The 23792-nt window shown below is 57.2% G+C and carries 15 protein-coding genes and 1 pseudogene; 15 read left to right on the top strand and 1 reads right to left on the bottom strand.

The features are described from left to right. The first annotated feature begins 126 nt into the window (after window positions 1–126). From CYD26_RS05470 to CYD26_RS05425, 10 genes are all read left to right on the top strand, one after another. The gene (locus CYD26_RS05470; RefSeq protein ID WP_145991783.1) at window positions 127–1074 is read left to right on the top strand and encodes a UvrD-helicase domain-containing protein; all 948 of its coding nucleotides are present in this window, start codon (window positions 127–129) and stop codon (window positions 1072–1074) included. A gap of 59 nt (window positions 1075–1133) precedes the next feature. Next, window positions 1134–1733, top strand: a complete 600-nt coding sequence (locus CYD26_RS05465; RefSeq protein WP_102052006.1) for a hypothetical protein — start codon at window positions 1134–1136, stop codon at window positions 1731–1733. A gap of 204 nt (window positions 1734–1937) precedes the next feature. Then, on the top strand, window positions 1938–3734 hold the full coding sequence (locus CYD26_RS05460) for a DUF262 domain-containing protein (protein ID WP_102052005.1): 1797 nt from the start codon (window positions 1938–1940) through the stop codon (window positions 3732–3734). Window positions 3735–3901: 167 nt separating this feature from the next. Then, on the top strand, window positions 3902–4573 hold the full coding sequence (locus tag CYD26_RS05455; RefSeq protein ID WP_102052004.1) for a VWA domain-containing protein: 672 nt from the start codon (window positions 3902–3904) through the stop codon (window positions 4571–4573). Continuing rightward, a complete protein-coding gene (locus tag CYD26_RS05450; protein ID WP_102052003.1) occupies window positions 4573–5265 on the top strand; it encodes a PP2C family serine/threonine-protein phosphatase in 693 nt (230 codons plus the stop codon). The genes CYD26_RS05455 and CYD26_RS05450 overlap by 1 nt, the downstream gene beginning before the upstream one ends. Before the next feature lie 5 nt (window positions 5266–5270). Further along, the gene (locus CYD26_RS05445; protein ID WP_102052002.1) at window positions 5271–6674 is read left to right on the top strand and encodes a protein kinase; all 1404 of its coding nucleotides are present in this window, start codon (window positions 5271–5273) and stop codon (window positions 6672–6674) included. A 6-nt stretch (window positions 6675–6680) separates the two neighbouring features. Further along, a complete protein-coding gene (locus CYD26_RS05440; RefSeq protein ID WP_178081690.1) occupies window positions 6681–10079 on the top strand; it encodes a DEAD/DEAH box helicase in 3399 nt (1132 codons plus the stop codon). Further along, the gene (locus CYD26_RS05435) at window positions 10063–11553 is read left to right on the top strand and encodes a hypothetical protein (RefSeq protein WP_102052000.1); all 1491 of its coding nucleotides are present in this window, start codon (window positions 10063–10065) and stop codon (window positions 11551–11553) included. Before CYD26_RS05440 ends, CYD26_RS05435 begins: the two co-directional genes overlap by 17 nt. After that, window positions 11553–14009: an AAA family ATPase gene (locus tag CYD26_RS05430; RefSeq protein ID WP_102051999.1), complete on the top strand. Its 2457-nt coding sequence runs from the start codon at window positions 11553–11555 to the stop codon at window positions 14007–14009. The genes CYD26_RS05435 and CYD26_RS05430 overlap by 1 nt, the downstream gene beginning before the upstream one ends. Beyond that, on the top strand, window positions 14009–15817 hold the full coding sequence (locus CYD26_RS05425) for a hypothetical protein (RefSeq protein WP_256587953.1): 1809 nt from the start codon (window positions 14009–14011) through the stop codon (window positions 15815–15817). The genes CYD26_RS05430 and CYD26_RS05425 overlap by 1 nt, the downstream gene beginning before the upstream one ends. A gap of 534 nt (window positions 15818–16351) precedes the next feature. On the opposite strand, the gene CYD26_RS05415 is transcribed toward CYD26_RS05425, so the two are convergent. Next, window positions 16352–17335 (bottom strand): GlxA family transcriptional regulator, encoded by a 984-nt coding sequence (locus CYD26_RS05415; protein WP_102051997.1) that lies wholly within the window; start codon window positions 17333–17335, stop codon window positions 16352–16354. 296 nt (window positions 17336–17631) lie between these two features. Here CYD26_RS05415 and CYD26_RS05410 point away from each other — a divergent pair. The 5 genes and pseudogenes from CYD26_RS05410 to CYD26_RS05390 all read left to right on the top strand — a co-directional run. Beyond that, window positions 17632–17859: pseudogene (locus CYD26_RS05410) on the top strand (IS110 family transposase); the annotation flags it as partial. Between the two features lie 581 nt (window positions 17860–18440). Beyond that, window positions 18441–19466, top strand: coding sequence for an ornithine cyclodeaminase family protein (locus tag CYD26_RS05405; protein WP_102051996.1), 1026 nt, complete (start codon window positions 18441–18443; stop codon window positions 19464–19466). Window positions 19467–19496: 30 nt separating this feature from the next. Beyond that, entirely contained in the window at window positions 19497–20516 is a 1020-nt protein-coding gene (locus tag CYD26_RS05400; RefSeq protein WP_102051995.1) for a dihydrodipicolinate synthase family protein, read from the top strand. A gap of 10 nt (window positions 20517–20526) precedes the next feature. Further along, entirely contained in the window at window positions 20527–21999 is a 1473-nt protein-coding gene (locus tag CYD26_RS05395) for an NAD-dependent succinate-semialdehyde dehydrogenase (protein WP_102051994.1), read from the top strand. An 89-nt stretch (window positions 22000–22088) separates the two neighbouring features. Beyond that, complete coding sequence (locus tag CYD26_RS05390; protein ID WP_102051993.1) at window positions 22089–23777, top strand: DUF1302 domain-containing protein; 1689 nt, start codon at window positions 22089–22091, stop codon at window positions 23775–23777. Window positions 23778–23792: the final 15 nt, after the last annotated feature.

The raw sequence follows: 23792 nt of genomic DNA, 5'->3' as shown, positions 1-23792 counted from the left end.
ACAGGCCGGATATAAGACTGCTCCTACCTACGCGCCAGCATGGCTACCTATTGAGCTCCGGGAGGCGTCCATATAAGACCTTCCCTAAGCAGTGCTGGAATCGATGTGAAGGCCCCGGAGGGCTTGGTGGACCCCAGCGCGTACCTTGAAGAGCATTATTATTCGAATGAAGCTATTTTAGGTAATTATGCTGTCGATAGGTATAAGACCATCCTCATTGATGAGGCTCAAGACTACAAGCCCGAGTGGCAGCGAATCATAAGAAAGAATTTTCTGGCTGAAGATGGAGAGATGGTTCTTTTTGCGGATGAGAAACAGAATATCTATGAGCGTGCTGTTGATGAGGAAAAAAGAGCAAGCATAATCTCCGGTTTTGGGCGCTGGCAGCGCCTGTCTAAAAGCTTCAGATATAAGCAGGATTCTCCGGTATTGCAGTTGTCTGTTGCCTTTCAGAAACAGTTCCTTTCAGAGAAATATATTTTTGATGGGGATGAATCTTATCAGCAAACCGCTTTTTTGCCAGGGATTAGCTTGAGTACCGTAGGGACATGGTCAGCTGGCAGGTTGCTTGATGTTGCTGAGGTAATTGTCGCTATTGCGAAGCGCGAATGTATTCACCCGAATGACATTACCATCGTGTCGTCAAAGGAAGACCTTCTGAGGGAGGTCGATTTTGCAATCCGCACGGGGACTCGTCATCAGGAGCGGACGATTACAAGCTTTGCTTCTAAGGAAGATATTGAAAGGGTTCGCGGAAAAAGACTTGGGCGTGCGGAAGAAAAGAATGAGCTGCGCAAGTTAAGCGCCAGCCGTAAGCAAGGTTTCAATCTGAATAGCGGTGTGATGAAGTTATCGACTCTTCATAGCTTTAAAGGTTTTGAATCACCCACGGTCTTTGTAATCGTTAATGATCTGGATGGGCCGGAGCTTGTTTACACTGGTTTGACTAGAGCAAAAGAAAACATAGTGGTGCTTTTGCCAAGCGGTAGTCGATACTTTAATTTCTTTGCGCAATATCTTGAAAGCGTTAGCTCGTACATGCAGCATTCAATTGCTTACTCGTCGGCTGAGTAATGTTTGTTCATTTTGTGCGTAGCGTGTGCTTTGTTTTTTGAGTTTTATATAGGGGCTTTATGCGGAAACATAAAGCTCGCTTTTTTATTGCTGCAATCATCGCTGCAGCACCAAGCTTGGTCATGGGAGGATTCCCGCTGCTTGGTTATGCGCCTTGGGGACGCAACAGCTCGGAGGTTATTGTTTTCTTCCTGGCGATTTATTCCGCCATCCATGTGCTTGTTGCACTGCTGGTTATGCTGGTGACCCGAAAGTGGCTGGAGTATCTCCCGGCCATTATGCTGGGTGTGCTTATGGGCGGCCTTGCCGGTTTGCAGGCAGGCACAGCGATGAGAATGGAAGGCTATGAACGGGCCGGTGAGCGTGCTGCTGTGTTGGTCACTGCGATAGAGCATTACATTGAGGCTTCTGGCGAACCGCCAGAGCGCTTGGAGCAACTGGTACCTGGCTTCGTCGAGGCGATCCCAGGCAGGCTGCCGCCACTTGAGATTGTAACGGGCGAGGCGGCTCTCAACGGTTTGTATGGCAATCAATGGGCTCTGCTGTTCAAAGCGGGTAGTGGTTTGAACTGGGACCAACTCGTTTACTTACCAAAGCAGAATTATGACCAGGTCGAGTCGAAAGCTCTGCTAGGACGCTGGGCATACTTCCACGAGTGATCATGTGGTTTTCGCTGCCGGCGCTGCCTCGAGGCAGTCGGCTTCGATCTGCGCGTCTGCAGATGCAGGGTGGACCCCATCAATGACATCGAAGCTATAGTAATTTGCTACCATCGGGCAAAATGCCATACCGGACCTGCAGCGCTCTGTCGCAGCCGCTGGCCGCTCTTGGCAGGTTGCTTTCACGTTTGCAAAGGAATGCGCATGTCTTCGCAAAAATATTCCGTCAATCAGCACCTGATTGAAACGCTGCTGAGCTGGGTTAAATCCGGTGAAATCGCCATTCCGGAAATCCAGCGGCCATTCGTGTGGGATGCCACCAAGGTGCGCGATCTGATGGACAGCCTGTATCAGGGCTTTCCGGTGGGTTACATCATTGCCTGGCGCAACCCGACGGTGAAGCTAAAGGACGGCTCGCTGGCCGAAGGCAAGAAGGTGCTGATCGATGGTCAGCAGCGGGTAACGGCACTGACGGCCGCCATCGCCGGGCAGCAGGTAATCAACCAGGATTACCAGCAGGTGCGTATCCGCATCGCCTTTCACCCTATTGAGGAGCGCTTTGAGGTAAGCAACCCGGCCATCGAGAAGGACAAAGCCTGGTTTGCCGATATCGCACCCATCGTCAGCGGTGAGCTCAAGGCGCACAAGGTGGGCCGTGACTATCTGGAGCTGAACCCCGGGGTGGACGAAGACCTGCTCTACGAACGGCTGGACAGGCTGTGCGATATCACCAAGAAGCAAATCGGTCTGATCGAGCTGGCGGCTGATCTGGATATTGAGACGGTCACCGAAATCTTTATCCGCATCAATTCCAAGGGTGTGGTGTTGAGTCAGGCGGACTTCGCCATGTCGAAGATCGCTGCCAACGAGGAGTTCGACGGCAACACGCTACGCAAGGCGATCGACTACTTCTGTCACCTGTCCATTGCGCCGGAGTTTTACGCGCACATCGAGAACAACGACAAAGCGTTCGTGCAGACCGATTACTTCAAGGCCATGCGTTGGCTGAAGGGCGAGAACGACGACTTGTACGACCCCAGCTACTCAGACATGTTGCGGGTTGCATTCACCACTCGTTTCAACCGTGGACGACTGTCGGATCTGGTCGGCCTGCTCTCGGGGCGTAACTTCGAGACTCGCAGCTACGAGAAGGAAATTGAAGAGGCGTCGTTCAAGACCTTGAGCGAAGGGGTGAAAGAGTTCATCAACGAGACGCACTTCAAGCGCTTTTTGATGATCATCCGTTCGGCCGGCTACGTGGACAGCTCGATGATCGGCTCGGTCAACGCACTCAACTTCGCCTACGTGCTGTACCTTAAGCTCAAACGCGACTTGGGCAACAACCCCAACATTGAAAGCTGGGTACGCCGCTGGTTTGTCATGTCGCTGCTTACTGGGCGCTATTCGGGTTCGCCGGAGTCGCGCTTTGACAAGGACATCAAGGCCGTGCACGACCGGCTGTTTGCCGAGGTGTTGTCGGAAATCGAAGCCGCCGAATTGTCCGACGCTTTCTGGGATTTCGGCCTGCCGCAGGCGCTGAACACTTCCTCAGTGAACGCCCCAGCCATCAAGGTGTTCTGGGCCGCGCAGGCCAATCGCGGTGACAAGGGCTTCTTGTCCAAGGACATTACCGTGCGCGACATGCTTACTCATCACGGCGATATCCACCATATCTTCCCGAAGAACTTCCTCAAGCAGCAGGGGCTGCTCAGAAGCAAGTACAACCAGGTGGCCAACTACGTGTACGTGCAGCAGGAAGTGAACATCAAAATCGGCGACACCGCACCGGCGGCTTACATGGACGCTGTGTTCGCGCAGTGCGAGAAGGGCGAGGCTCGCTATGGTGCGATTACCCGGGTGGATGATCTCAGAGCCAATCTTGTCGCCAACTGCCTTCCAGGCGACTTGGCAGCGTACCAGCCCGAGCAGTTCGAGGTGTTCCTGGCCGAGCGCCGTAGGCTGATGGCGCAGAAGATCAAGCAGTATTACTGGGCGTTGTAAACGGTCGCAGGTCGCGCAAACAAGTTTACGTTTATATAAGAAATATTACTTTTTCAGCAATCTTCTCGGCCTGTCTTGGTGTCTAACGTGCTGTTTTAAAAGAAGAAAACGAGTTGGCACGGAATGCGCTAAAGGACTGAGCACCTGAATACTAAGGAAGTATGAAAATGTCAGAACTCAAGAAATTCCAAATCCAAAGCGCTCGTCCGCTACCGGTCATCGTATTGGCAGATACCAGCGGCAGTATGTCCGTCGACGGCAAAATCGAAGCCTTGAACAAAGGGCTCAAGGATATGATCGCCAGCTTTTCAACTGAGAGCCGCCTGCGCGCGGAGATCCAGGTCAGCGTGATCACCTTTGGCGGCAGCCAAGCTGAGGTTAACCTGCCGCTGACCCCGGCTCATCAGTTGCAAAGCTTTACGCCGCTGCTTGCAGAAGGCATGACCCCGCTGGGCGGCGCCCTGTCGTTGGCCTACGAGATGATCGAAGACAAAGATTGCATCCCTGCCCGTGCCTACAAGCCGGTTATCGTGCTGGTATCCGATGGCTACCCCAATGATGACTGGCAAGGTGCCTTTGCCCGTTTGGTCAACGGTGAGCGCACCTCCAAGGCTACTCGCTTTGCCATGGCTATCGGTGCCGATGCCGATGAGGCCATGCTAGGCGACTTCGCCAATGACCCTGAGGCACCGCTGTTCCGTGCCGAAAATGCTCGCGATATTCACCGCTTCTTCCGTGCGGTGACTATGAGCGTCAGTGCACGGAGTCAGTCGGCTACGCCTAATCAATCTACACCATTGCAGATACCTAGCGCTGACGACCAAGACTGGGAATTCTGATGCCCTTGTTGGCAGCTGGAGCATCCGTGCGAGGCCCTTCGCATCAGCTGGATGGTGCGCCCAATCAGGATGCCTTATGCGTCAGCGGTAGCGGAGGCGGCTGGTGTGTCGCTGTGGCTGATGGGCTGGGCAGTCGGCCACTTAGTCATATTGGCTCGCAGAAGGCCGTCCAACTGTTCAGGCAGTTGGCCCGACAGCGACAGGGCATGCCGCCTGGTGGGGTTGTCCCGGCTTTGCGTGATGCCTGGCTGGCGCATTTTGGTGATCGCTACAGAGCCCATGAGACGACCTGTCTCTGGGCCAGGGTGGATGCATCCGGACAAGGTGCGGCTGGTCAGGTTGGGGATGGTCTGCTGCTGGTCAGAAACCAGGGTGTATTTCAGGTGCTGACTGACCAGCGTCAGGGGTTCGGTAATCAGACCAATACATTGGCGCAGGCTGGCACGCAGGGTTGTTACAGCACAGTGCTTGAGTTGAGCCAGCCGGGTGATGGCGTGTTGCTGATGACTGACGGTATATCGGATGACCTGATTCCAGAACAGCTAGAGCCATTCTTCGATGCGATCTACCAGCGTCAGTTGCGCTGCAGCAAACGCCGCATGCGCCAGTGGCTGACACGAGAGCTACATAGCTGGTCCACACCTCGTCATGGCGACGATAAGAGCATCGCTGGAATTTTCAGAACGGATTGAAGCAGATGACCACGACTACGACAGCGCAGCAGAAGCGCGTGGTGCAGGACACCAAAGGCTCGGTTTATGAGCTGCGGGAGGAATTGAGCCGCGGTGGCCAGGGTATCGTCTACCGGACTCAGTATCCCCAGGTTCTGATCAAGGGTTTTACCAATAAAGATGAGCAAGTCCGCCAACGCTGGCATCGCCATATTGCTTTGCTGATTCACCAGGATCTCAGTGATCTGAAACTGGCCAGGCCGCTGGCTCTGCTGGCTGAGCCGCGCTTCGGCTACGTTATGGAGCTGATGGATGGGCTGGTGCCGTTGCAACGCCTGCTCGACAGTTTCATCAATGCAGAGGATGAGGCGTCTGCCGATTATCTTCGGCAGGGCGGCCTGCGCCGGCGCATCCGTATTCTGAGTCAACTGGCCAGAACGCTGAATCAACTGCATGCGCGCGGCATGCTTTACGGCGATCTATCCCCGAGCAACATCTTCGTATCGGATGACCCCATCCATGCGGAAATCTGGCTGATTGACTGCGACAATATCAGTCTGGAAGCGCACAGCGGCCTGACTTTGCACACGGCTGACTATGGCGCCCCGGAAGTGGTGCGTGGTGACGCGCTGTTGTCCAGCCTGACGGACAGCTGGAGTTTTGCGGTCATCGCTTACCAGTTGCTGACCCATAACCACCCCTTCAAGGGCGAGCTAGTTAGCGACGGTGAGCCCGAGGAAGAAGAGGCTGCGCTGCGCGGTGAGCATCCCTGGATCTATGACCTGCAGGACGATGCCAATCAGTGTTTTGCCAACCTGCCCATCCAACTGATGGAGCACAGTCGGCTGCCGGTGCTCTTCAGCCGCTGCTTCGAGCAGGGGCGGCATCGCGCCAGTGAGCGACCGAGTATGGCCGAGTGGCTTGAGGCGCTGGCGGAAATTGACGAGCGTCTTTACTGCTGCGCAAGTTGTGGCGGCACTACCTTGCTGCCTGGGGAGCTTGACTCACTTGATGATGCGTCATGCTTTTTCTGTGACGAGCCTGCCGATAGCCGGTTGGTGTTGCTCGAGGAGTTCATCGCTCTACCGGTAGAAGATGGGAATCCGCCCGATGAGCTAGGTGACCTGATGGCGACTGGCCGCAAGGTATGGCTGCAACCGGGAGGCCACTTGGAGCTCAAGCGCCTGATGCCAACGTTCAGTTATGACCGTTGGCCTGACGACCATATCCACATCGAGTACACCGAGCAGGGGCTCGGTATTCATCCCCTGCCCCAAAGCAAACTGCATCTACAGCGGGGGGCGGCGAAAAAGCCGCTGGAGCGCTACCAGGGGCTTAAGGAAAGCCTACGTGGACAGCACGAGGAACCTTACCAGATCCATGTAGGCGACTTGGAAGAGTCACATATCATTTGGCAGTTCAGGTGGTGATGGCGTATGGAACTTAAAGACTTTCCTATGCTGTCCGAGGATGTGCTGGCTCTCTCTACGGATGAGCGTATCGACGGCTTTCTGGCCGGCCAGGCAATCTTCCTCCAGAGCTATCAGGATGATTGGCTGGTGGTTCAGGAGGACTCACGTGTCAGGGTCAACTGTGCTCCGGCTGACCATGGTCTATTTAGCCGTTTGGTAATGCGCGATCAGAGCCGCTGGTTGCTGACCAGCAAGCAGGGTAGCAAGCTGCTGGTGCAGTACTGCGCACCAGTCGAAGTATCTGCCATGCAGCTTGAACTGGGGGTCGACGAGCTGATTGCCGATGATCTCTACAGCAAGCAGGAGATCGCGGATAAGAGCGTCGACCTCGCCTGCCGATGGTTCGCGGAGCAGTTTCTGGTGCGTGGGCTGGCCGAGGGGGACTGGCTCACAGTCGCGCGCTTTAGCAACAGCACGTCCAAAGGAGGCTTCCAACTGCTGGGCAAGTGGTGGCGCGCCGATGTGGAGCAACGGCAGGACCGTGGACTGCTGATCAAGCGCGTTACCCGTCACTCCCGCCGTGACGGCTCGTTCTCTCTGCTGATCGGCCAGTTTGAGTTCCGTGATGCCTCTGTTGCCGCAGCTCTCAATAGCGCTAGCCAAAAGGCGTTGCTGGATGCCGCATTGCGCGACAGTGCCAGTTATTTGGAGTTGTGGAATCTTTACAACGACAAGGAATGGCAGAGTGCATTGCAGCAAGCTGAGACCCTACGCTCACTACGCTTTGTGCAATGTCAGGGCGGCGAAGAAGGGCGTGAAAACATCTGGCGTCTGACTCCGAAGTCACAGGACGACTACCGAGAGTTTCGTCAGCGTTGGCGCAGTCTCGAATTGCCAAGTGATACCCAGTTTGACCTAGGTACCGAGCGTCCAGACTGGGCGGAGGAACTGAGCTCCGACGAGACAAAGACGGCCGCGAGTACACCGCGTGGCACCATACGTTTTGAGCCTGACTGTGTTGTATTCAAGACGGCCTCGAACCGGCGTGATGTTCGCCCGAAACAGGATGAGGGTTGGCTCTACCTGTCACTGGCAGGCCAGCGCTCCGTAGGCAAGCGGCGCCTTGCGGCGAAGCAGTCCATTGACTCGGGCAAGCGCTTGCCGCAGTTGAAGTGGCTTTTGGAGGGGGTTGCGGTACCTGCAGCTAGGCTCCGAACTATTCCAGCGATGACGCCCTACGCACGGGAAACGTTCAAAGGAGGGGAGCCTACCCCTACGCAAAAGGATGCCTTGTATGCGGCACTGAACACACCGGATTTAGCCATCATTATTGGCCCTCCAGGTACTGGCAAGACTCAGGTGATCGCGTCGCTTCAGCGTCGCTTGGCTGAAGAAGCGCGGGATCAGAACATTTCTGCGCAGGTTTTGATCAGCAGTTTTCAGCATGATGCCGTAGACAACGCTCTGGATCGTAGCGATGTGTTCGGCTTACCTGGCGCGCGCGTGGGTGGTAAGCGCGGTGCGAGCGATGAGGGAGCGCTGATCGATCCCTGGCTTGAGCGACATGCAGCCCATTTGCAGGAAAAAATCACTGCGGAGTACAGCAAATACCCAGAGCTGGAGCTCATTAGGGATTTGTCGACCAAGTTAGCCCTAGCTCGAGTTGTCGGTGTATCACCAGCTCAACAGGCGGAAGCATTCGACCGCATTTTGGACGGACTGCGAGGTTTGGATCAGAGCGGTCTGGTATTGCCGCCCAGGCTGGAAAGTCAGCTCGAAGACTATATCGAGCAACTCAAGAAGCAGGCGCCCAGCTTGGCCGAGAGTCGGCCGGCCGGACAAGCCTTGCGACGCATTCGAGCACTACGCGTCGAGACCTCTTCATTTGGCGACGATGGTCCTGATCGAGCCTGGGATTTGCTCAGTTGGTTGAAGCGTCATGGCCAAGGCAGTAGTGCCGAGTCGCTGACATTGCTGCAAGACGCTGCGGATAGCTCCCAGTTGGCGGAATCTGCCCTACATGCGCTTGCGGACTGCCAGGCTCGTCTACTCGAACAGTATTTACCCGACTACCGGCCTACGGAGTTGAGGCGTCAGGCAGACCCTGAGGGGCAGGCTCTGCTTGATGAAATCGACAGGCATCTGGAGAGCAAGCTACGCCAGCGCAAACAGGGTGTGGCCTGGGTGCTGGAGCAGCTAGCCGACAGCTTGGCGATGGACCGCAATGCTGCTCAGGCTGTGGTCAATGAGTACTCCATGGTGGTGGGGGCAACCTGCCAGCAAGCTGCAGGCCGGCAGATGGCGAGCCTGAAGTCAGTAGCTGGTTTGGATAGCACCGATATTGAGTTCGACACCGTGGTGATCGATGAGGCCGCACGCGCCAACCCTTTGGACTTGTTTGTGCCGATGTCCATGGCCAAGCGACGCATCATCCTGGTGGGGGACGACCGGCAGTTGCCTCACATGCTTGAGCCTGACATTGAAGGGCAGCTGCAGGAAGAGCACGAGCTCACCGAGCTGCAATTGACTGCTTTTCGCTCCAGCCTGTTCGAACGCATGCGTATAAAGCTGCAAGACCTTGAGAAGCAGGACACATTTCGCCGGGTCGTGATGCTGGATACCCAGTTCCGAATGCATCCCATACTTGGGGACTTTGTCAGTAAACAGTTCTACGAGGCTGTTGGTCTAGGTGCGGTACGTTCGGGTAGGGCTGCGGAGGATTTTGTCTTCTCCCAGGATTTGCTGAATGCTCTAGGGGAACTTGAGCCGCACTACCGGGGCCGAGTATGCCAATGGATCGACGTACCCGTGTCCCAGGGCAAGGATCAGCGCCCCGGGACCGGTAACAGCCGGGTCCGGGATATTGAGGCTCAGCGCATTGCTGAAGAAGTGGTAAGGCTGATGCAGGCCGGAGGTGACAGCCTTTCGATTGGTATCATCACCTTCTATGCGGCGCAACGTGATCTGATCATGGAGAAACTCGCTCAGCAGCGGATGGAAGGGGTCGTGTTGATGGAGCAACGCAACGGCACTTATGAGCCACACGAGCATTTCAAATGGGCCAGAAAGGTACGAGGCGATGGCTCAGTCAGCCTCGAAGAGCGATTACGCGTGGGCTCAGTCGACGCCTTTCAAGGCAAGGAATTTGATGTTGTCTTGCTGTCTTGCGTACGCACCTATCAACAGGCAAGACCGGGGCCATCGAGTGGCGATGTAGTCGTGGATCGTGAGAAGCAATTGAATCGCCAGTTTGGCTTCCTACGTTTACCGAACCGAATGAATGTGGCCATGAGTCGCCAGCGGCAAATGCTGATTTGCGTGGGTGATTCTGCACTGGCCACCAGTCCCGAAGCAGAGGAGGCGGTACCGGCACTGGCGGCCTTCTACCAGATGTGTGGAGGTGAGCATGGCAGCCTTCGTTGAAACTGGCACATATCTCAGCTTCGGGGCCGCCCCGAGGGGCAAGAAAAAGCCGGTGCTCTGGCCTGTGCTGGTGCATCGAGTGCTGTACCCGGATGCCAAGCGACCTGAGCTGAATCTGTTTCAGCGTGCGGTACTCGGGTTGATTCGTGCACGCACTGTCCGTGATGAGGCAATTGCCGAGCTGACCGGACTTCACCAGAACCTGATCAAGCTGATTTTGGCTCAAGGCGTGAGTAATGGCTGGCTGGTAGAGAATGCTCAGGCACTGACGGCCAAGGGTGAGCGCCTGCTAGACGACGAGGAAACAGACGAGGCCAACCTGAAAACTGGCTATTTGCTACAGGACGCATTGACGGGACAGTTTTGGCCGCGCCTGGTTGCTCAGCTAAATCAACTGGAGCCAAAGGATCCGCTGGCTCACTACCCTGAATTCCTGAGCGAAAGAAAGACCGGAACTACCATCCGGCCCTACAGGATCGCAAGAGGAAGAGCTGATCTACCTGCACTCGATCATGAGTCCTTGACGCTAGCCTACCGGGATTATCGCGAAGACTATCGAGCAAGTCAGCAGCTCGGCCAAGGCAACCAACTGCCGAAACAGATCAGTTTGCAGGGCGTGCAGAGACTAGATGATGCACCGCAATCTGCGCGAGTACTTATCTGGGTGACAGCTGATGGCGATGGCGTTGACCTGTGGTCGGTCAAGGATCCATTTGAGCTGCGTGAGAATGCCTGGTGGCTGCAGGGCACACTTCTTCAGGTGATTGAGCGTGACGCCAAACTGCTCGCTCGTCTTGAACCATTGGTGAGTGTGCCGCGTGCCGACAATCAAAGTGTCGAGCAATGGTTGGAGGCCTTGCGCAAGCAGACAGAGCTGCAAGTGCTAATTGAGTTCCCTTGGGTTGAACGCCAGCCCGACATCAGGCGGCATTTGGCTGCATTGTTGGTGCGCAGAGAAAAGCTCAACCAAGGCGACAGCCACGACCAAGAGTTGGATGCGGCGATGATGGAGTGCCAGAAGCTGCTGGAGGTTGTCATGCAGTGGCTGATTCGCACGTATCCGGCCGATGTTGGGCAGCTACCAAAACAACAGCGGCCCGATCCGAAGCTCAATCAGCGGATTCTCTCAGCGTTGCAGATTCCTGCATTCACAGAGGATGTCATCAGGCTGCTATCTAGGCAGAAGATTGATCAAGTTCTCAGGGCCTGCTCCAGGCCAAGCGACTCACTTAAGGCACTACTGTTTGCCGCATCAATGGGCACTCTTCAGGCGCGGCAGCACCCGCTTAAGGTGCTCGGTGACCGGGAGCTGCAATTGGCCAAGCTCCTGGAGCTTGCGGACCTACGTAACCAGAGCAGCCACGCCCAGAGCAGTTTTACCGGACGAGAAACAACTCAAATCACCAGTTGCATGGCGCTGGGCAGTATTCAGTACGCCCTAAGCTTCACCGCATGTTTTAAGGAATGGATGTAATGGCGAAGAAGAGCTCGAATAAGTTTGGCCCTCAGCAGATACCAGCGGTCGCACCTGTCGCTACTGGACTGCAGCGCCCCTCGCTTGAGAAGCATGTCCCTACTTGGGCTGCGTCATTTGAGAATGCATCCAAGGTCTATCAGTCTTTTGATATGAGCCTTGATATTCACGTCGAGCCGGATTGGTTGCGCAGCGTGTGCGAGCGCTTCCAGTCTGATGGCGACACTGATCTTGCACGATGGATTGAGCAGTTCGCGGATATTTGCAAGGAACTGGTGCGGTTCAAGGAACGCCTCTGCGATGAGGCTTCAGAGCGTTGGAGCGAGGCTAATACGCTCGCTTTAACTGTTGAGGCACGGGAGCAAGTTGTTACGACACAACAGCAGGCCCTCGAGCAAGCCGCCGCTGCTTTGCAGAGCGACAAGGCTGAGCTGGAGAGCGAGAAAAAGCTGTTCGCCAAGAAGAAGTCGGAGCTGCTGGATGTCGAGCGCTCCCTGACTTTGCGTGAAGTAAACGCGCATGCAGGCTTTGTTGAGCAGAACGAGCAGGCGTTACGCCAGCTTGAGGATCGTCAGCGCCAGCTGATTCGGCAGCATGAAGCCCATCTACAACAGTTACAGGAAGAGAAGCACCAGCTTGATAGCGAGCTTTCTTCGGTCGCCCGACGTCTGGCAGAGGTCAAATTCAACTTTACCGAGGCTGAGGCTGAACGCGTTAGTCAATTGGATCAGCGAGAGCACGAAATTAATCAAAGCAAGATAGCGATTGATCGTGTGCGCAGCAGGCTTGATCGCGAGTGGTCCGAAATTAAAACTGCAGAAGTGGAAATGGAACAGCGGATTGCCACTGAAATGGAGGCAGAGCGTACGAACCATGCTCAAACCATTTCTAGCCTGGAAAGTCAGCGTGATAGGGCCTGGAATAAAGCTGAAGAGTTAAAGAAACAGCTGGCTGATATGCAGGAGCTAAAGCTGGCGCTGGGTGAGCGAACAGGTAGAGAGATTCTGGAGCAGCTTGACAGCCTGGCCCAGGAAAACAGGGCCCTGAAGCGTGATTTGGAACAGTCGGACACCGCTGAGCTTCAGCGGGAAAATGAATACCTGCGCAACAGCAAGGCTGATCTGGAGCGGGATCTTTCAGCTCTGCGCCCGAAGCTCGATGAGCTGCGGCGAGAACTGAGCAGCAAGCGCGTCGCATCGACTGAGTTGGAGGCTATTGCGCGTGAGAAGCGAGTGTTGGAACAGCACAAAAATACGCTGGCAGTGCATATAGATGATCTTGAAAGCCGCATTGAGCAACTGACCAGCGCACAGAAGACGCAGACGCCATTCCCGGCAATGTCGCTGATGGACTCGGATCGTGAGTACCGAGCCAGCATGGAACTTGAGGAAGTGCCCGATCTTAAGTTGTTTGTCGAAGAGCTGCAGCACCGGATTGCCAAGGCCGAAAAGCATGTAGAACTGTTCTATCCACTCGAAGATATTCGCGTGCTGCTTGGCGGCTTGTCCATGAGCCAATTGCATGTCTTCCAGGGCATCAGCGGGACTGGCAAAACCAGTCTGGCCAAGGCTTTTGCCAAGGCAATGGGAGGCTTCTGCACGGACATCGCCGTCCAAGCCGGTTGGCGTGACCGCGACGATCTACTGGGGCATTACAACGCTTTCGAGCGGCGCTTTTACGAGAAAGACTGTTTGCAGGCCCTGTACAAGGCTCAGACCCCTCGCTGGCAGGACACCTGTAACGTCATCCTGCTGGACGAAATGAATCTATCTCGCCCCGAGCAGTACTTTGCCGAGTTCCTCTCCGCGTTGGAGAAGAACAATCGGGACGAGCGCTTGATCAGTCTGTCCGAGACGGCCCTACCAAATGCACCCACGATGCTACATGAGGGGCGCAAGATCCTGGTGCCAGGAAATGTCTGGTTCATTGGTACGGCCAACCATGATGAAACTACCAATGAGCTGGCTGACAAGACCTATGATCGTGCTCATGTGATGACACTGCCCAAGCAGGATCATCGTTTCGATATCAAGAAAATGGAGCCGGTGAACTACTCCTATCGCTCTTTGCGCAAAGCATTCACCCAAGCCAGTATAGATCGAAAGGGGGAGGTTATTGGGTTACTACAGCGTTTGACCGGGGACGCCTTCACTGAGCAATTGGGTAGTCAGTTTGCGTTAGGGTGGGGCAACCGTTTTGAAAAGCAGGCGCTGGATTTCATTCCGGTGATGCTTGCATGTGGCGCCTCCTCTGGCGAGGCGCTGGATCACTTGCTGTCCACTCGCGTCATGCGCCCGGGCAAGGTCACAGGTCGTTACAACGTTGGTGTTGAGGCAGTCAGAAACTTGAAAGACGCCTTGGAGACTTTCTGGGTTGAGGCTGACCTTGATGGTGATCCACGAAAGTCACTCGACTTGCTGGATGCCGATATCCGACGCCTGGAAGGCCGCAGCTGATGTGGCTCGATCGACTCGCTGGCGGGCAATGTCGCCAGCTACCACTTGTCATAGAGCCGGGTCGCTATCAGTTTGCTGCTAGCGGACCTGCTTTCAATGGCCACACACCGGCATTCTCAGGCGTTCTGGTGAGTGATGGCGGCGAACGCTGCCAGCTGGGCAGTGAGGTACGCTCCTTTGTGTTACCGCAGCAGGCACAGGCTACGGCAGCAGAGCTGCTGTACAAAGCCATAGCAGCCATCGATACCGACATGCAGAAGTCTTCATTGATGTCGCCACTGATGCCGGCTGCGATCATTGATGCTCAGAGCCATCTCCTGCCCTTTGAGAAGCACTTGCTTGATGTGGTGCAACAAGGGCACCTGCATCAGATATCTCAGCGGCCGCGCCTGGATCTTCACTACGAGGATGAGGTGGCCGATGTCGCGCGGGCGCGGCGCTTGGCCAAAGGTGCTCTGGTGCATCTGGCATCGCATTCGGAGTGCTGGCAGCGGCAGACACTGAGTGGTGTGGTTCCCAAGAAGGTTTTGGCGCGATTCAGCGAGGATGATTACGGCATCTACGAAAACCGTGTTTATGCCCGGTTACTTGACGAAACTGAGCGTCATTTGCACTGGCGGTTGTCAGCACTGAAAAGCTTGCAGGCAACCCTGGACCAGGCACTGAAGTTCTATCGGTCTGAGGATGTTGATTTTCGTCTTTCTCACGAGGTTTGCCGACTCTGGGGAATGACATTTGATCAGGCGGCAACCAGCAAGGTTTCTGAACTTCTAAGCGAAACGCTAGGGACTCTTCAGTGTCTGCACCGAGTCATTTCGGGGCTGCAGCAAAATGGTTTGTACTTGCTGGTCAGCCGGCAGGCACAGGTCACAGGCGCGTTGCATCTGACCAATATCCTCAGTCATGACCCGCATTACCGGCATTTGGCGATTCTTTGGGATCTTTTAGCTAATACGACGGTAGCTAATCGCACGACGCCTGAGGAGCGATTCAGGCAGAACCAGTATCTGGCAAATGCCTATTCTCGCTATGCCGGCCTGGTTTTGCGCCATGCGCTCCGTCCGTATCTGGATGGGGAGGATGAGGGGGCATGGGCTGGTAGGCACATACGTCTTCAGCAGATCGGGTTGGAGTGGCAGTTGGTGAGCGTCGCCTCAAGTGAGGCTGCTGCTGAGGACGTTCTGCTCACCGTAGTGCCCTGGCTAACCGAAGTGCCTTGGTCGGAGGATCTTCAGCAGCTTCCTGTCGAGAGGTTCATCGCATGGCCCGCTATTGGGCAGGAGCCCCAACAGTCTGCGTATCAGGGACACTGGATTACTCTGTCGCCATCGGATATGTACTGTGTGGAACGCTTTGGCCAGCTCGTTGATCAGGCCCTGTACCGGATGGTACTGCTGTCGTATAGCCGGCCGCTCACCAAAATCCCAGTCAAAGTGCTGACTTTAGCGGACGGTATCCATGGTGTGCATGTTGACCATCAGGCCCATGCTCTAGAGGTGCGGGAGATCGTGCCTCCAGAGTCAGTTAAATTGCTGAAAAATGCCTTGATTGCGGCTAACTCAACTCGTCAAGGACTAGCGCTGGAACAGCTCAACCAAGAAATACTCGCCTTGGAAAATTGCCCAGTCTGTAAAGCCAAAGCGGATCTAGTTTTTCAGAGACCGGCTGGCTTCCGGACGAACTGCGATGGGTGTGGCACTCAGCGCTACCTGCGACAGCAAGACGGCCGGTTCATATTTGAACAAATAGTTTCAGGGCGAGCTGAATTTCTCACCATAGGGCGCAGAGCATTTTCAATGCAGTTATAGCGTTAACCTTGGTCGCAGGTGCTTTGGAGCAAGATACAGTGAGGTGTGTGGCGGGCTTTGTCTGGAGCTCTGTAAGCGTCTGGCAAACTCACCTTCCGAACTCCAGCCTTAAGGACGATGGTGTCCGCGTATTTTTTAGCGGACGCGATCGCCCTTATCGCCAGGATTTCCATGCTCAGCACTCCTTGAGTCCTTCATGCTCCGCATTCTTAAACGTGACAGCCAGGTTAAAGGCGTGAGACATCAGCTTTGGAAAGAGGTTTGCTTCAGGGGCATTTTTTGAGCACCACCGCCCCAAAAAATCCCGATGCCCGAAGAAAAGCAGGTGCAGCTTTGCCCTTGAGCACGCCACGTTCAATCGCTTTCGATCAAGGATAAAGTTGAGATTGCCCTCGGTGCGGACTGGCGCGCATGGTTATAACACTTCCGGTCATACGCCAATGGTCGTGACAACGCACGACCATATCCCTGAGCGCTTTCGCCTCACGAATGGCGAGAGGTATCAGCCTGAGCATCGGCTGAATCAATGCATATCTACTTGACCAGGCGGACTTCCTTCGATGGGCGATAGCCAAAGTAAGCGCTGTAGCACTTGCTGAAGTGGCTGGGTGAAACAAAGCCACAAGCAACCAGCACATCGACTTGTGAGAGTTCTGTGTGCTGCAGAAGCCGACGCGCTTCGGTGATGCGCAACTCCAAGTAATAGCGCTGCGGTGAAGTTCCCAGTTGCTCCCTGAACAGGCGTTCGAGCTGCCTGCGTGAACGTCCGACGTAGGCTGCCAGTTGCTCCAACTCTAGCGGTTCTTCGAGGTTGGCATCCATCAGCTTGACCACCTCGCGTAGCGGCTCACTTAAACAGATATTCTCTGTCGGCTTGATGCGTCGGTAGCGAGATTCTTCAAAAGCAAGAATGTCCTCGATGCCCTCGACGAGGGCTTTGTCGTGCAGGCCCTTGATCCAGTCCAGCGCCATGTGGAATGCACCGGAAGGGCTTGAGGCCGTAAGCCGGTCTCGATCTATCACATAAGGTTCACTGCTAACCTGCGTGGCCTTGCAGAACTCGGCCAGTGCGGGACGATGCTCGGGGTGAATCGCGCACCGGTAACCAGCGAGCAGTCCGGCGCGCCCGAGGAACCATGCGCCATTCCATAATCCGGCGAGCGTGATGCCCAGCCCCGCAGCGGTCTTTAATAATTGGATGAGCTCATCGGAAGCCTTGAGCTCTGTCCTGTAACCGCCACAAATGACCAACAGATCCAGGCCTTTAAGCGCCGAACAATTGATACGGGTATCTGGCCGGATGATCAAGCCTAAATCACTGATGACCTCCCCATCGTTCAAGCCGAACGTCTGAGAGGAGAACAACTTGGGCCGCAAAAGATTCGCGGTAACAATCGTATCCAGCACTTGAGTGAACGCGGGTAACGAGAAATGCTCGAGCAATAGAAATCCCGCTCGAACCATTTGCGTCGGTTGGTTGGCGTTGTCATTCACATAGCGAAGATTTTTCCTCTTCATGCCTCCGCTAAAATGGCGTCGTTCGATCAATCTTCGATCCACCCCTATACGTTCGAGAATGCGTTATTTGTAGTGATCCATCTCGATTAGGAACAGCTCCTTGCGGGGCTGCTAGCGCTTGCCGGCGTACTCGGCATCGGCATCGACAAAGGTCATCTGTTTCATCGGGCAACGGTATCGGCGTATTTCACCAGAAACGGGAAGTCTTTTTCTGATGGTATGGACGCCTCCCTCCGGCATCAAGGTGCCAAAATGGAGAGTGGATAACAAACACCACTTGAGCAGGAGGATCCGTCATGGAACATAGCGTAATTGGCATGGACATCGCCAAGAAGGTTTTCCAATTGCACACTGGTGATTCATGCACTGGAAGGATTGAACGTATCACGCTGCGGCGTGATGAAGTGCTGGCGTTCTTTGCAATTTATCCGACCAGCCTGGTGGCACTCGAGGCTTGTGGGCACGTCAGCCACCTGGGCCTGCAAGCCCGCCGTGGGAATGCTCTTGTCGATCACTTGAGCCCTGTGGCTTAGCCCGAGCTTGTAGGTTCGAGTTCCCGCTCATGCAACTGTTCGGGCTTCAGGCCAGAGGGAGAGGGCGGCGATGTTCCCCTCGTGCTTAGGGCACCGCCGTCTGTCATCCACCGCTCTCACCTGGGATTTTAACGGTCTCTGAAGACACAAGCGGGCTTGTCCGCGAAGAGGTTGGTGAGTTCAACTACCCGCTCCAACGTTCAACCGCTTACAACGTTCCGAACGTTCACGTCATTCAATCAGATGTTGATGTGCCGCAGCCCTGGCAAACGCACTATCGCCAGATCCAATGGTGTTTCAGATTGCTTGATATTCGACAATCTGCTCTTCCCGATCAGTCGACACTCGAAGGCTGTAACTTCATCGATGTGGAACATGATTATCCACGCGTTATAAATACCCCGCAGCATAACCGAGTGCGTTTTCAACTGCGCCACTTGAAGCCATAAAGCTGTTATCTGATTTTTAGAATTCAACAGTCCAGCAAATTATAGATATCTGTATTGGGTCATCTCGCATAGCTCGTAAGTGCCGCGCTTCATAGACTCGGCGCAACGGTTCTGGAGGATCCTATGGACGCAGTATTCACACTCGATAACCCGGTGGCCAATCTGTCCACCGTATTTCTGACCGACGCCGATGTCGCCCGCCTGGCCAGTTGGCCGAAGGTCATCGGCGCCCTGGCCGATGCCTACTCCCGGCCGCTTCTTCCGGCGATGGTGCCGCCGCGCATCATGGCGCGGGGCGAGGGTTTCTGGCTGCGAAGCCTGTGTGCGGTGTCGCCATCCAACGAATACATGGGCTGCAAGCTGATTGCCGCCTCACCGAAGATCCGTCGTGCCAGCTACCTGATCTCGCTGTTCGACCAGCGCACCATGGAATTGGCCGCACTCATCGATGGCAATCGCATCACCGACCTGCGTACTGCCGCCACCGCGGTGGTTGCGGCCAACGCCGCACTTCCCGAAGGCGCGGTGCGGGTGGGCGTAATTGGCTCGGGCTCGGTTGCGCAGAACATGCTGACGGCGCTGGCCTCGGTGCGCGAAATCACCCAGGTACGCGTCTTCAGCCCGACGCCGGCCAGCCGCGAGCGTTTTGCCAAGGATTTCCAGACGTCCGCAGGCCTGCAGGTCAGCGCTGTCGACAGCCCGCAAGCGGCGATCAAGGACGTTGATGTGGTGCTTTGCGCCGCCCGCAGTCGCGACGAATCGCCGGTACTGCTGGGTGAATGGCTGCAACCGGGCATGGTGGTGCTGTCCATCGGCTCGACCCTGCCAGAACAGCGCGAAGTGGACTCCAGTGCCATGGCCCGAGCCACTCGCATCATCGCCGACATGCCCGAAGAGGTGCTGCACGAGACCGGCGATGCGCTGGCGGCGATCCGTGACGGCGTCGATGTGGCGGGCAAGACCGTCGGCCTCGATGCGGTGATGTCCGGGCGCGAGCCGGCCCGTCGCTCCCCCGAGGACATCGTCATCTACAAGTCGGTCGGCACCGCGCTGCAAGACGTGGTCACCGCCGAAATGCTGCTGCGCGAAGCGCGTGCCTCGAACAGCTATCAACTCATCCCCGCGGGCATCGTGACGATCGACCGCTGACCCCACCTGCCTTCCAGGAGAACAACAAGAATGGCCAGTTACCAACGTAAAGACGCCCGCGCCTGGGCCAAGGAAATGCTCGTCGGCTGCTCCGGCGTGACCATCCCGAGCTACAGCGCTGACCTCAAACGGCTGAACGAGCAGGGCATCCGCCACGACATCCACAAGCTCACCGAACTGGGTTTCACCTACACCCTGCTGTGTACTGAGGTGGCAATCACGCCTGAAGAGAACGCACAGTTCACCGCCTGGGCAAAGGACACCGCCGGCGACAAGCTGGGCCTGTTCTTCCACGCCGGTTTCGGCACCCTGGCGGAAAACATCGAGGCGGTGCAACTGGCCGAGAAAGCCGGTGCCGACATCGTGCTGCTGTCCTACCCGTCGAACTTCTGGCCCACCAGCGAGCAGGAAATCTACGATTACACCCGCGCACTGTGCGATGCCACGCAACTGGCGGTGATGCTGTTTCCAATCCCGCTGTGGGGCTTCGAGCGGGTGCACCCGCAAGGCATGTCGCCGGCACTGATCCGTCGCCTGCTCGATGACTGCCCGAATATCGTCGCGATCAAGGCTGAGCAGGGCTTCCCGCATGTAGGCGGGCTGATCGAGACCTATCACCGTTTCGGCGAGGAAGTGATCATCAGTTGCCCGATCGAGAGCGACGTGATCCCGCTGATGAAGTTCATGGACCTGCAGTTCTCCGGCACCAGCTACACGCAATGGATGGGCGATCTCTTCCCGAAAACCTTCGACCTGGCGCGCAACGGCGACTGGGAGCAGGCCATGCAACTGTACTGGCAGGCCCAGCCAGCGCGCGGCGCGGTAGGCGCGGCGACCGGCGCCTACATGCCCGGTTCCAACTACATCAACCGTGCGCACTGGAAGTACATGGACTGGCTGGCCGGCTTTAATGGCGGGCCGCTGCGTGCCCCGGGCGGCCGCATTCCTGACCGTCTGATGAAAGTCCTGCGTCAGGGCCTGGTAGCGTCGAAGCTGGAATGCACCAGTGATGACGACAGCCAGTTCCTGATCGGCCGTTTCCAGTGCTGAGGAGCGACCGATGAGCAAGCAACTACTGAAAGACCCGTTGCTGTGGCGCGAGGCCGCGTTCATCAATGGCGAGTGGCTGGCCGACACCGGTCATGGCCACTACAGCCTGCGCAACCCGGCCAGCGGCGACGTGTTGGTGCAACTGCCGGTGTGCCGCGAGGAACAGGCGGAACTGGCCGTGGAGTCGGCGCACCAGGCCTACCTGACGTGGAGCAAGGTGCCGGCCAAGCAACGCGCGGAGGTGGTGCATCGCTGGTACCAACTGGTGGTGGAGCATAAGGAAGACCTCGCCACTCTGATCACCCTGGAAGAGGGCAAGCCGCTGGCCGAGGCGCGTGGCGAGATCGACTACGCGTCGTCGTTCCTGCAGTGGTTCGCCGAAGAGGCCAAGCGCGTGCGCGGCGATGTGATCCCGGCACCCAAGGACAGCCAGCGCATCGTTGCCCTGAAGCAGCCGATTGGCGTCTGCGCTGCCATCACGCCTTGGAACTTCCCCGCCGCGATGATCACCCGCAAGGCCGGGCCGGCACTGGCCGCAGGCTGCTCGATGGTGGTCAAGCCGGCCAGCCAGACGCCCTTGACTGCGCTGGCGCTGGCCGAGCTGGCACGCCGTGCCGGGGTGCCAGCCGGTGTGTTCAGCGTGCTGACCGGCAATGCCACTCGGCCGGTGGGCAACGTGCTCACCGGGCACCGCCTGGTGCGCAAGATCACCTTCACCGGCTCCACCGAGGTAGGCCGGGTGCTGCTGGCGCAGTCGGCGCAAACGGTGAAGAAGTGCTCGATGGAGCTCGGTGGCAACGCGCCGCTGATCGTCTTCGACGATGCTGACCTCGACCTGGCGGTGGAGGGCATCCTCAATGCCAAGTTCCGCAACACCGGGCAGTCGTGCATCGCCGCTAACCGTGTGCTGATCCAGGAGGGAATCTATCCGCAGTTGGCCGAGCGCCTGGCCCTGCGCACCGCCGAGTTGAAGGTCGGCAACGGGCTGGAGCCCAGCGTCCAGATCGGCCCGATGATCGACGCTGCAGCAGTGGAAAAGGTCGAGGAGCATCTGCGCGACGCGATCGCCGGAGGTGCCCGGGTGCTGGCCGGGGGCAAGCGGCATGCGCTGGGCGGGGCGTTCTTCGAACCCACGGTGGTGGCCGATGTGAACCGCGACATGACCATCGCCCGCGATGAGACCTTCGGCCCGGTGATGCCGCTGCTGCGTTTTGCCAGCGAAGCTGAAGCCGTTGCCCTGGCCAACGATACCGACTTCGGTCTTGCTGCCTACTTGTTCAGCCGCGACGCCGCGCGCATCTGGCGCACCGCCGAGGCACTGGAGGCGGGCATGGTCGGTATCAACACTGGGCTGATTTCCAACGAGGTGGCGCCTTTCGGTGGCATCAAGCAGAGCGGCCTGGGGCGTGAGGGGTCGCACTACGGCATCGAGGAATTCCTCGAACTCAAGTACCTGTGCTGGGACGGTGTAGCCGCCGTGTAGCAGCATCTGTCCCGCGAACGATCCGCCGGCTGCGGCGGATCGCTTCGCAGCCTGTGGCCTTCAGAACAATCATAAGAGCGAGTAGCGCCATGAAACACAGTCAGCAAAAGTCTGTCCGCCTTCCGCTTGCCGCCAGTATCGCCATGCTGGTCGGTGCCATCACGCCGTCACCGGGTTGGGCGGCATTCAGTTGGGAATCCGATGATGGCCTCAAGGTCAACTGGACCAATTCCCTGCGTTACTCGGCGATGTTCCGAGTGCAGCCGCGCGACAGTAGCCTGCTGTCCAAGCCGAACCTTGACGACGGCGACCGTAACTTCAGCCGAGGGCTGGTTTCCAACCGCGGCGAAGTCTTCAGCGAACTCGATATGTCGAACGCCAATGGTCTGGGCGCACGGGTCAGTGCCACAGGCTGGTACGACACGGTCTACAACCGCCACAATGACAACCCCGGCACAGCCGGCGGCGCCTATCCCAACCAACTGAGCCGTGACAGCGACGAGTTCACCGACTCGACGCGGGACCAGCACGGGCGTGATGTGGAGTTGCGCGACGCGTTCGTTTTCGGTCGTCTGCAACTGGGCGACACCGAACTGAGCGGCCGCCTTGGCCAGCACTCGCTGGTGTGGGGCGAAAGCCTGTTCTTCGCCAACAACGCGATCGCCGGAGCGCAGAGTCCCTTCGATACCACCCGGCTGCTGGACGACCCCACGGCCGAGGCTAAGGAATTCGTCCTGCCGGTGCCGCAGGTGTCCGGGCAATGGCAACTCAGCGATACCCTGTCGCTGGGTGCCTATTACCAGTTCCGCTATGTGCACAATCGCATCCCGGCGTCGGGCAGCTACTTTTCGGTCTCTGATATCGTCGGCGCCGGCGCAGAGCGCCTGGTGCTCGACCCGGCCAGCGGCCTTTCGGCTATTCGAGGCTCCGATCGTGATGCCAGCGACAACGGCCAGTTCGGCGTGCAACTGCGCTGGCAGGTGGGCGAGTTCGACCTGGGCTTCTACGCCCTGCGTTTCCACGACAAGGACTTCCAGCAGGTCACAGCCTTGGGCCAGCCGTTCGGTTCGCTTGGCCCGGTGCTGCCCACCAGCTACTACCTGGCCTATCACGAGGACACCAAGTTGTTCGGCTTCAGTGCCAGCCGCAGCTACGGCGATCTGAACCTGGCCCTGGAAGCCTCGATCCGTAAGGACCAGTCCCTGGCCACCACCCATGCGGTAGACACTTCCGCCATCGGGGGCGCCACGCCAGACAACCGCGACCACCCGGCTTATGCCGTGGGCGACACCGCCCACGTCAACCTGTCGACCATCTGGACCGTGCCGCGCACGGCGCTGTGGAACGAGGCCAACCTGGCCGCTGAAGTGGCCTGGACCCGCCTGCTCAAATGCAAGCAGAACTGCCATGACAGCGCAGCCGGCGAAGCGGCCCTGGACCCCAATGTGACCCGCGATGCCTGGTCGATGCGCATGGTTTTCGAGCCCATGTACCGCCAGGCCATGCTCGGCTGGGACATCAGCCTGCCGATGGGGGTGGGCTTCACCCCGCGCGGTTCGCGCAACCCGTTGGGCCCCGCGGCGGTACCGCCTGAAAACGGTGGCGATTTCACCCTTGGCATCAGTGGTCTGTACATGAATGCCTGGGACCTGAACCTGGCCTACACCCGTTTCTTCGGGTCGGCCGGGACCTTCCTCGATGACAGCAATTCCTACAGCTACCAGCAGGCCCGGGCTGATCGCGACTTCGTCGCCTTCACCGTTCGCCGGAGCTTCTGAGCCATCTGTTTACAA

This window comes from Pseudomonas sp. FFUP_PS_473 (genome assembly GCF_002858665.1).
Taxonomy (GTDB): domain Bacteria; phylum Pseudomonadota; class Gammaproteobacteria; order Pseudomonadales; family Pseudomonadaceae; genus Aquipseudomonas; species Aquipseudomonas defluvii.
The sequence above is the reverse complement of the archived record's forward strand: the minus strand, read 5'-3'. Positions and strand labels throughout refer to the sequence as shown.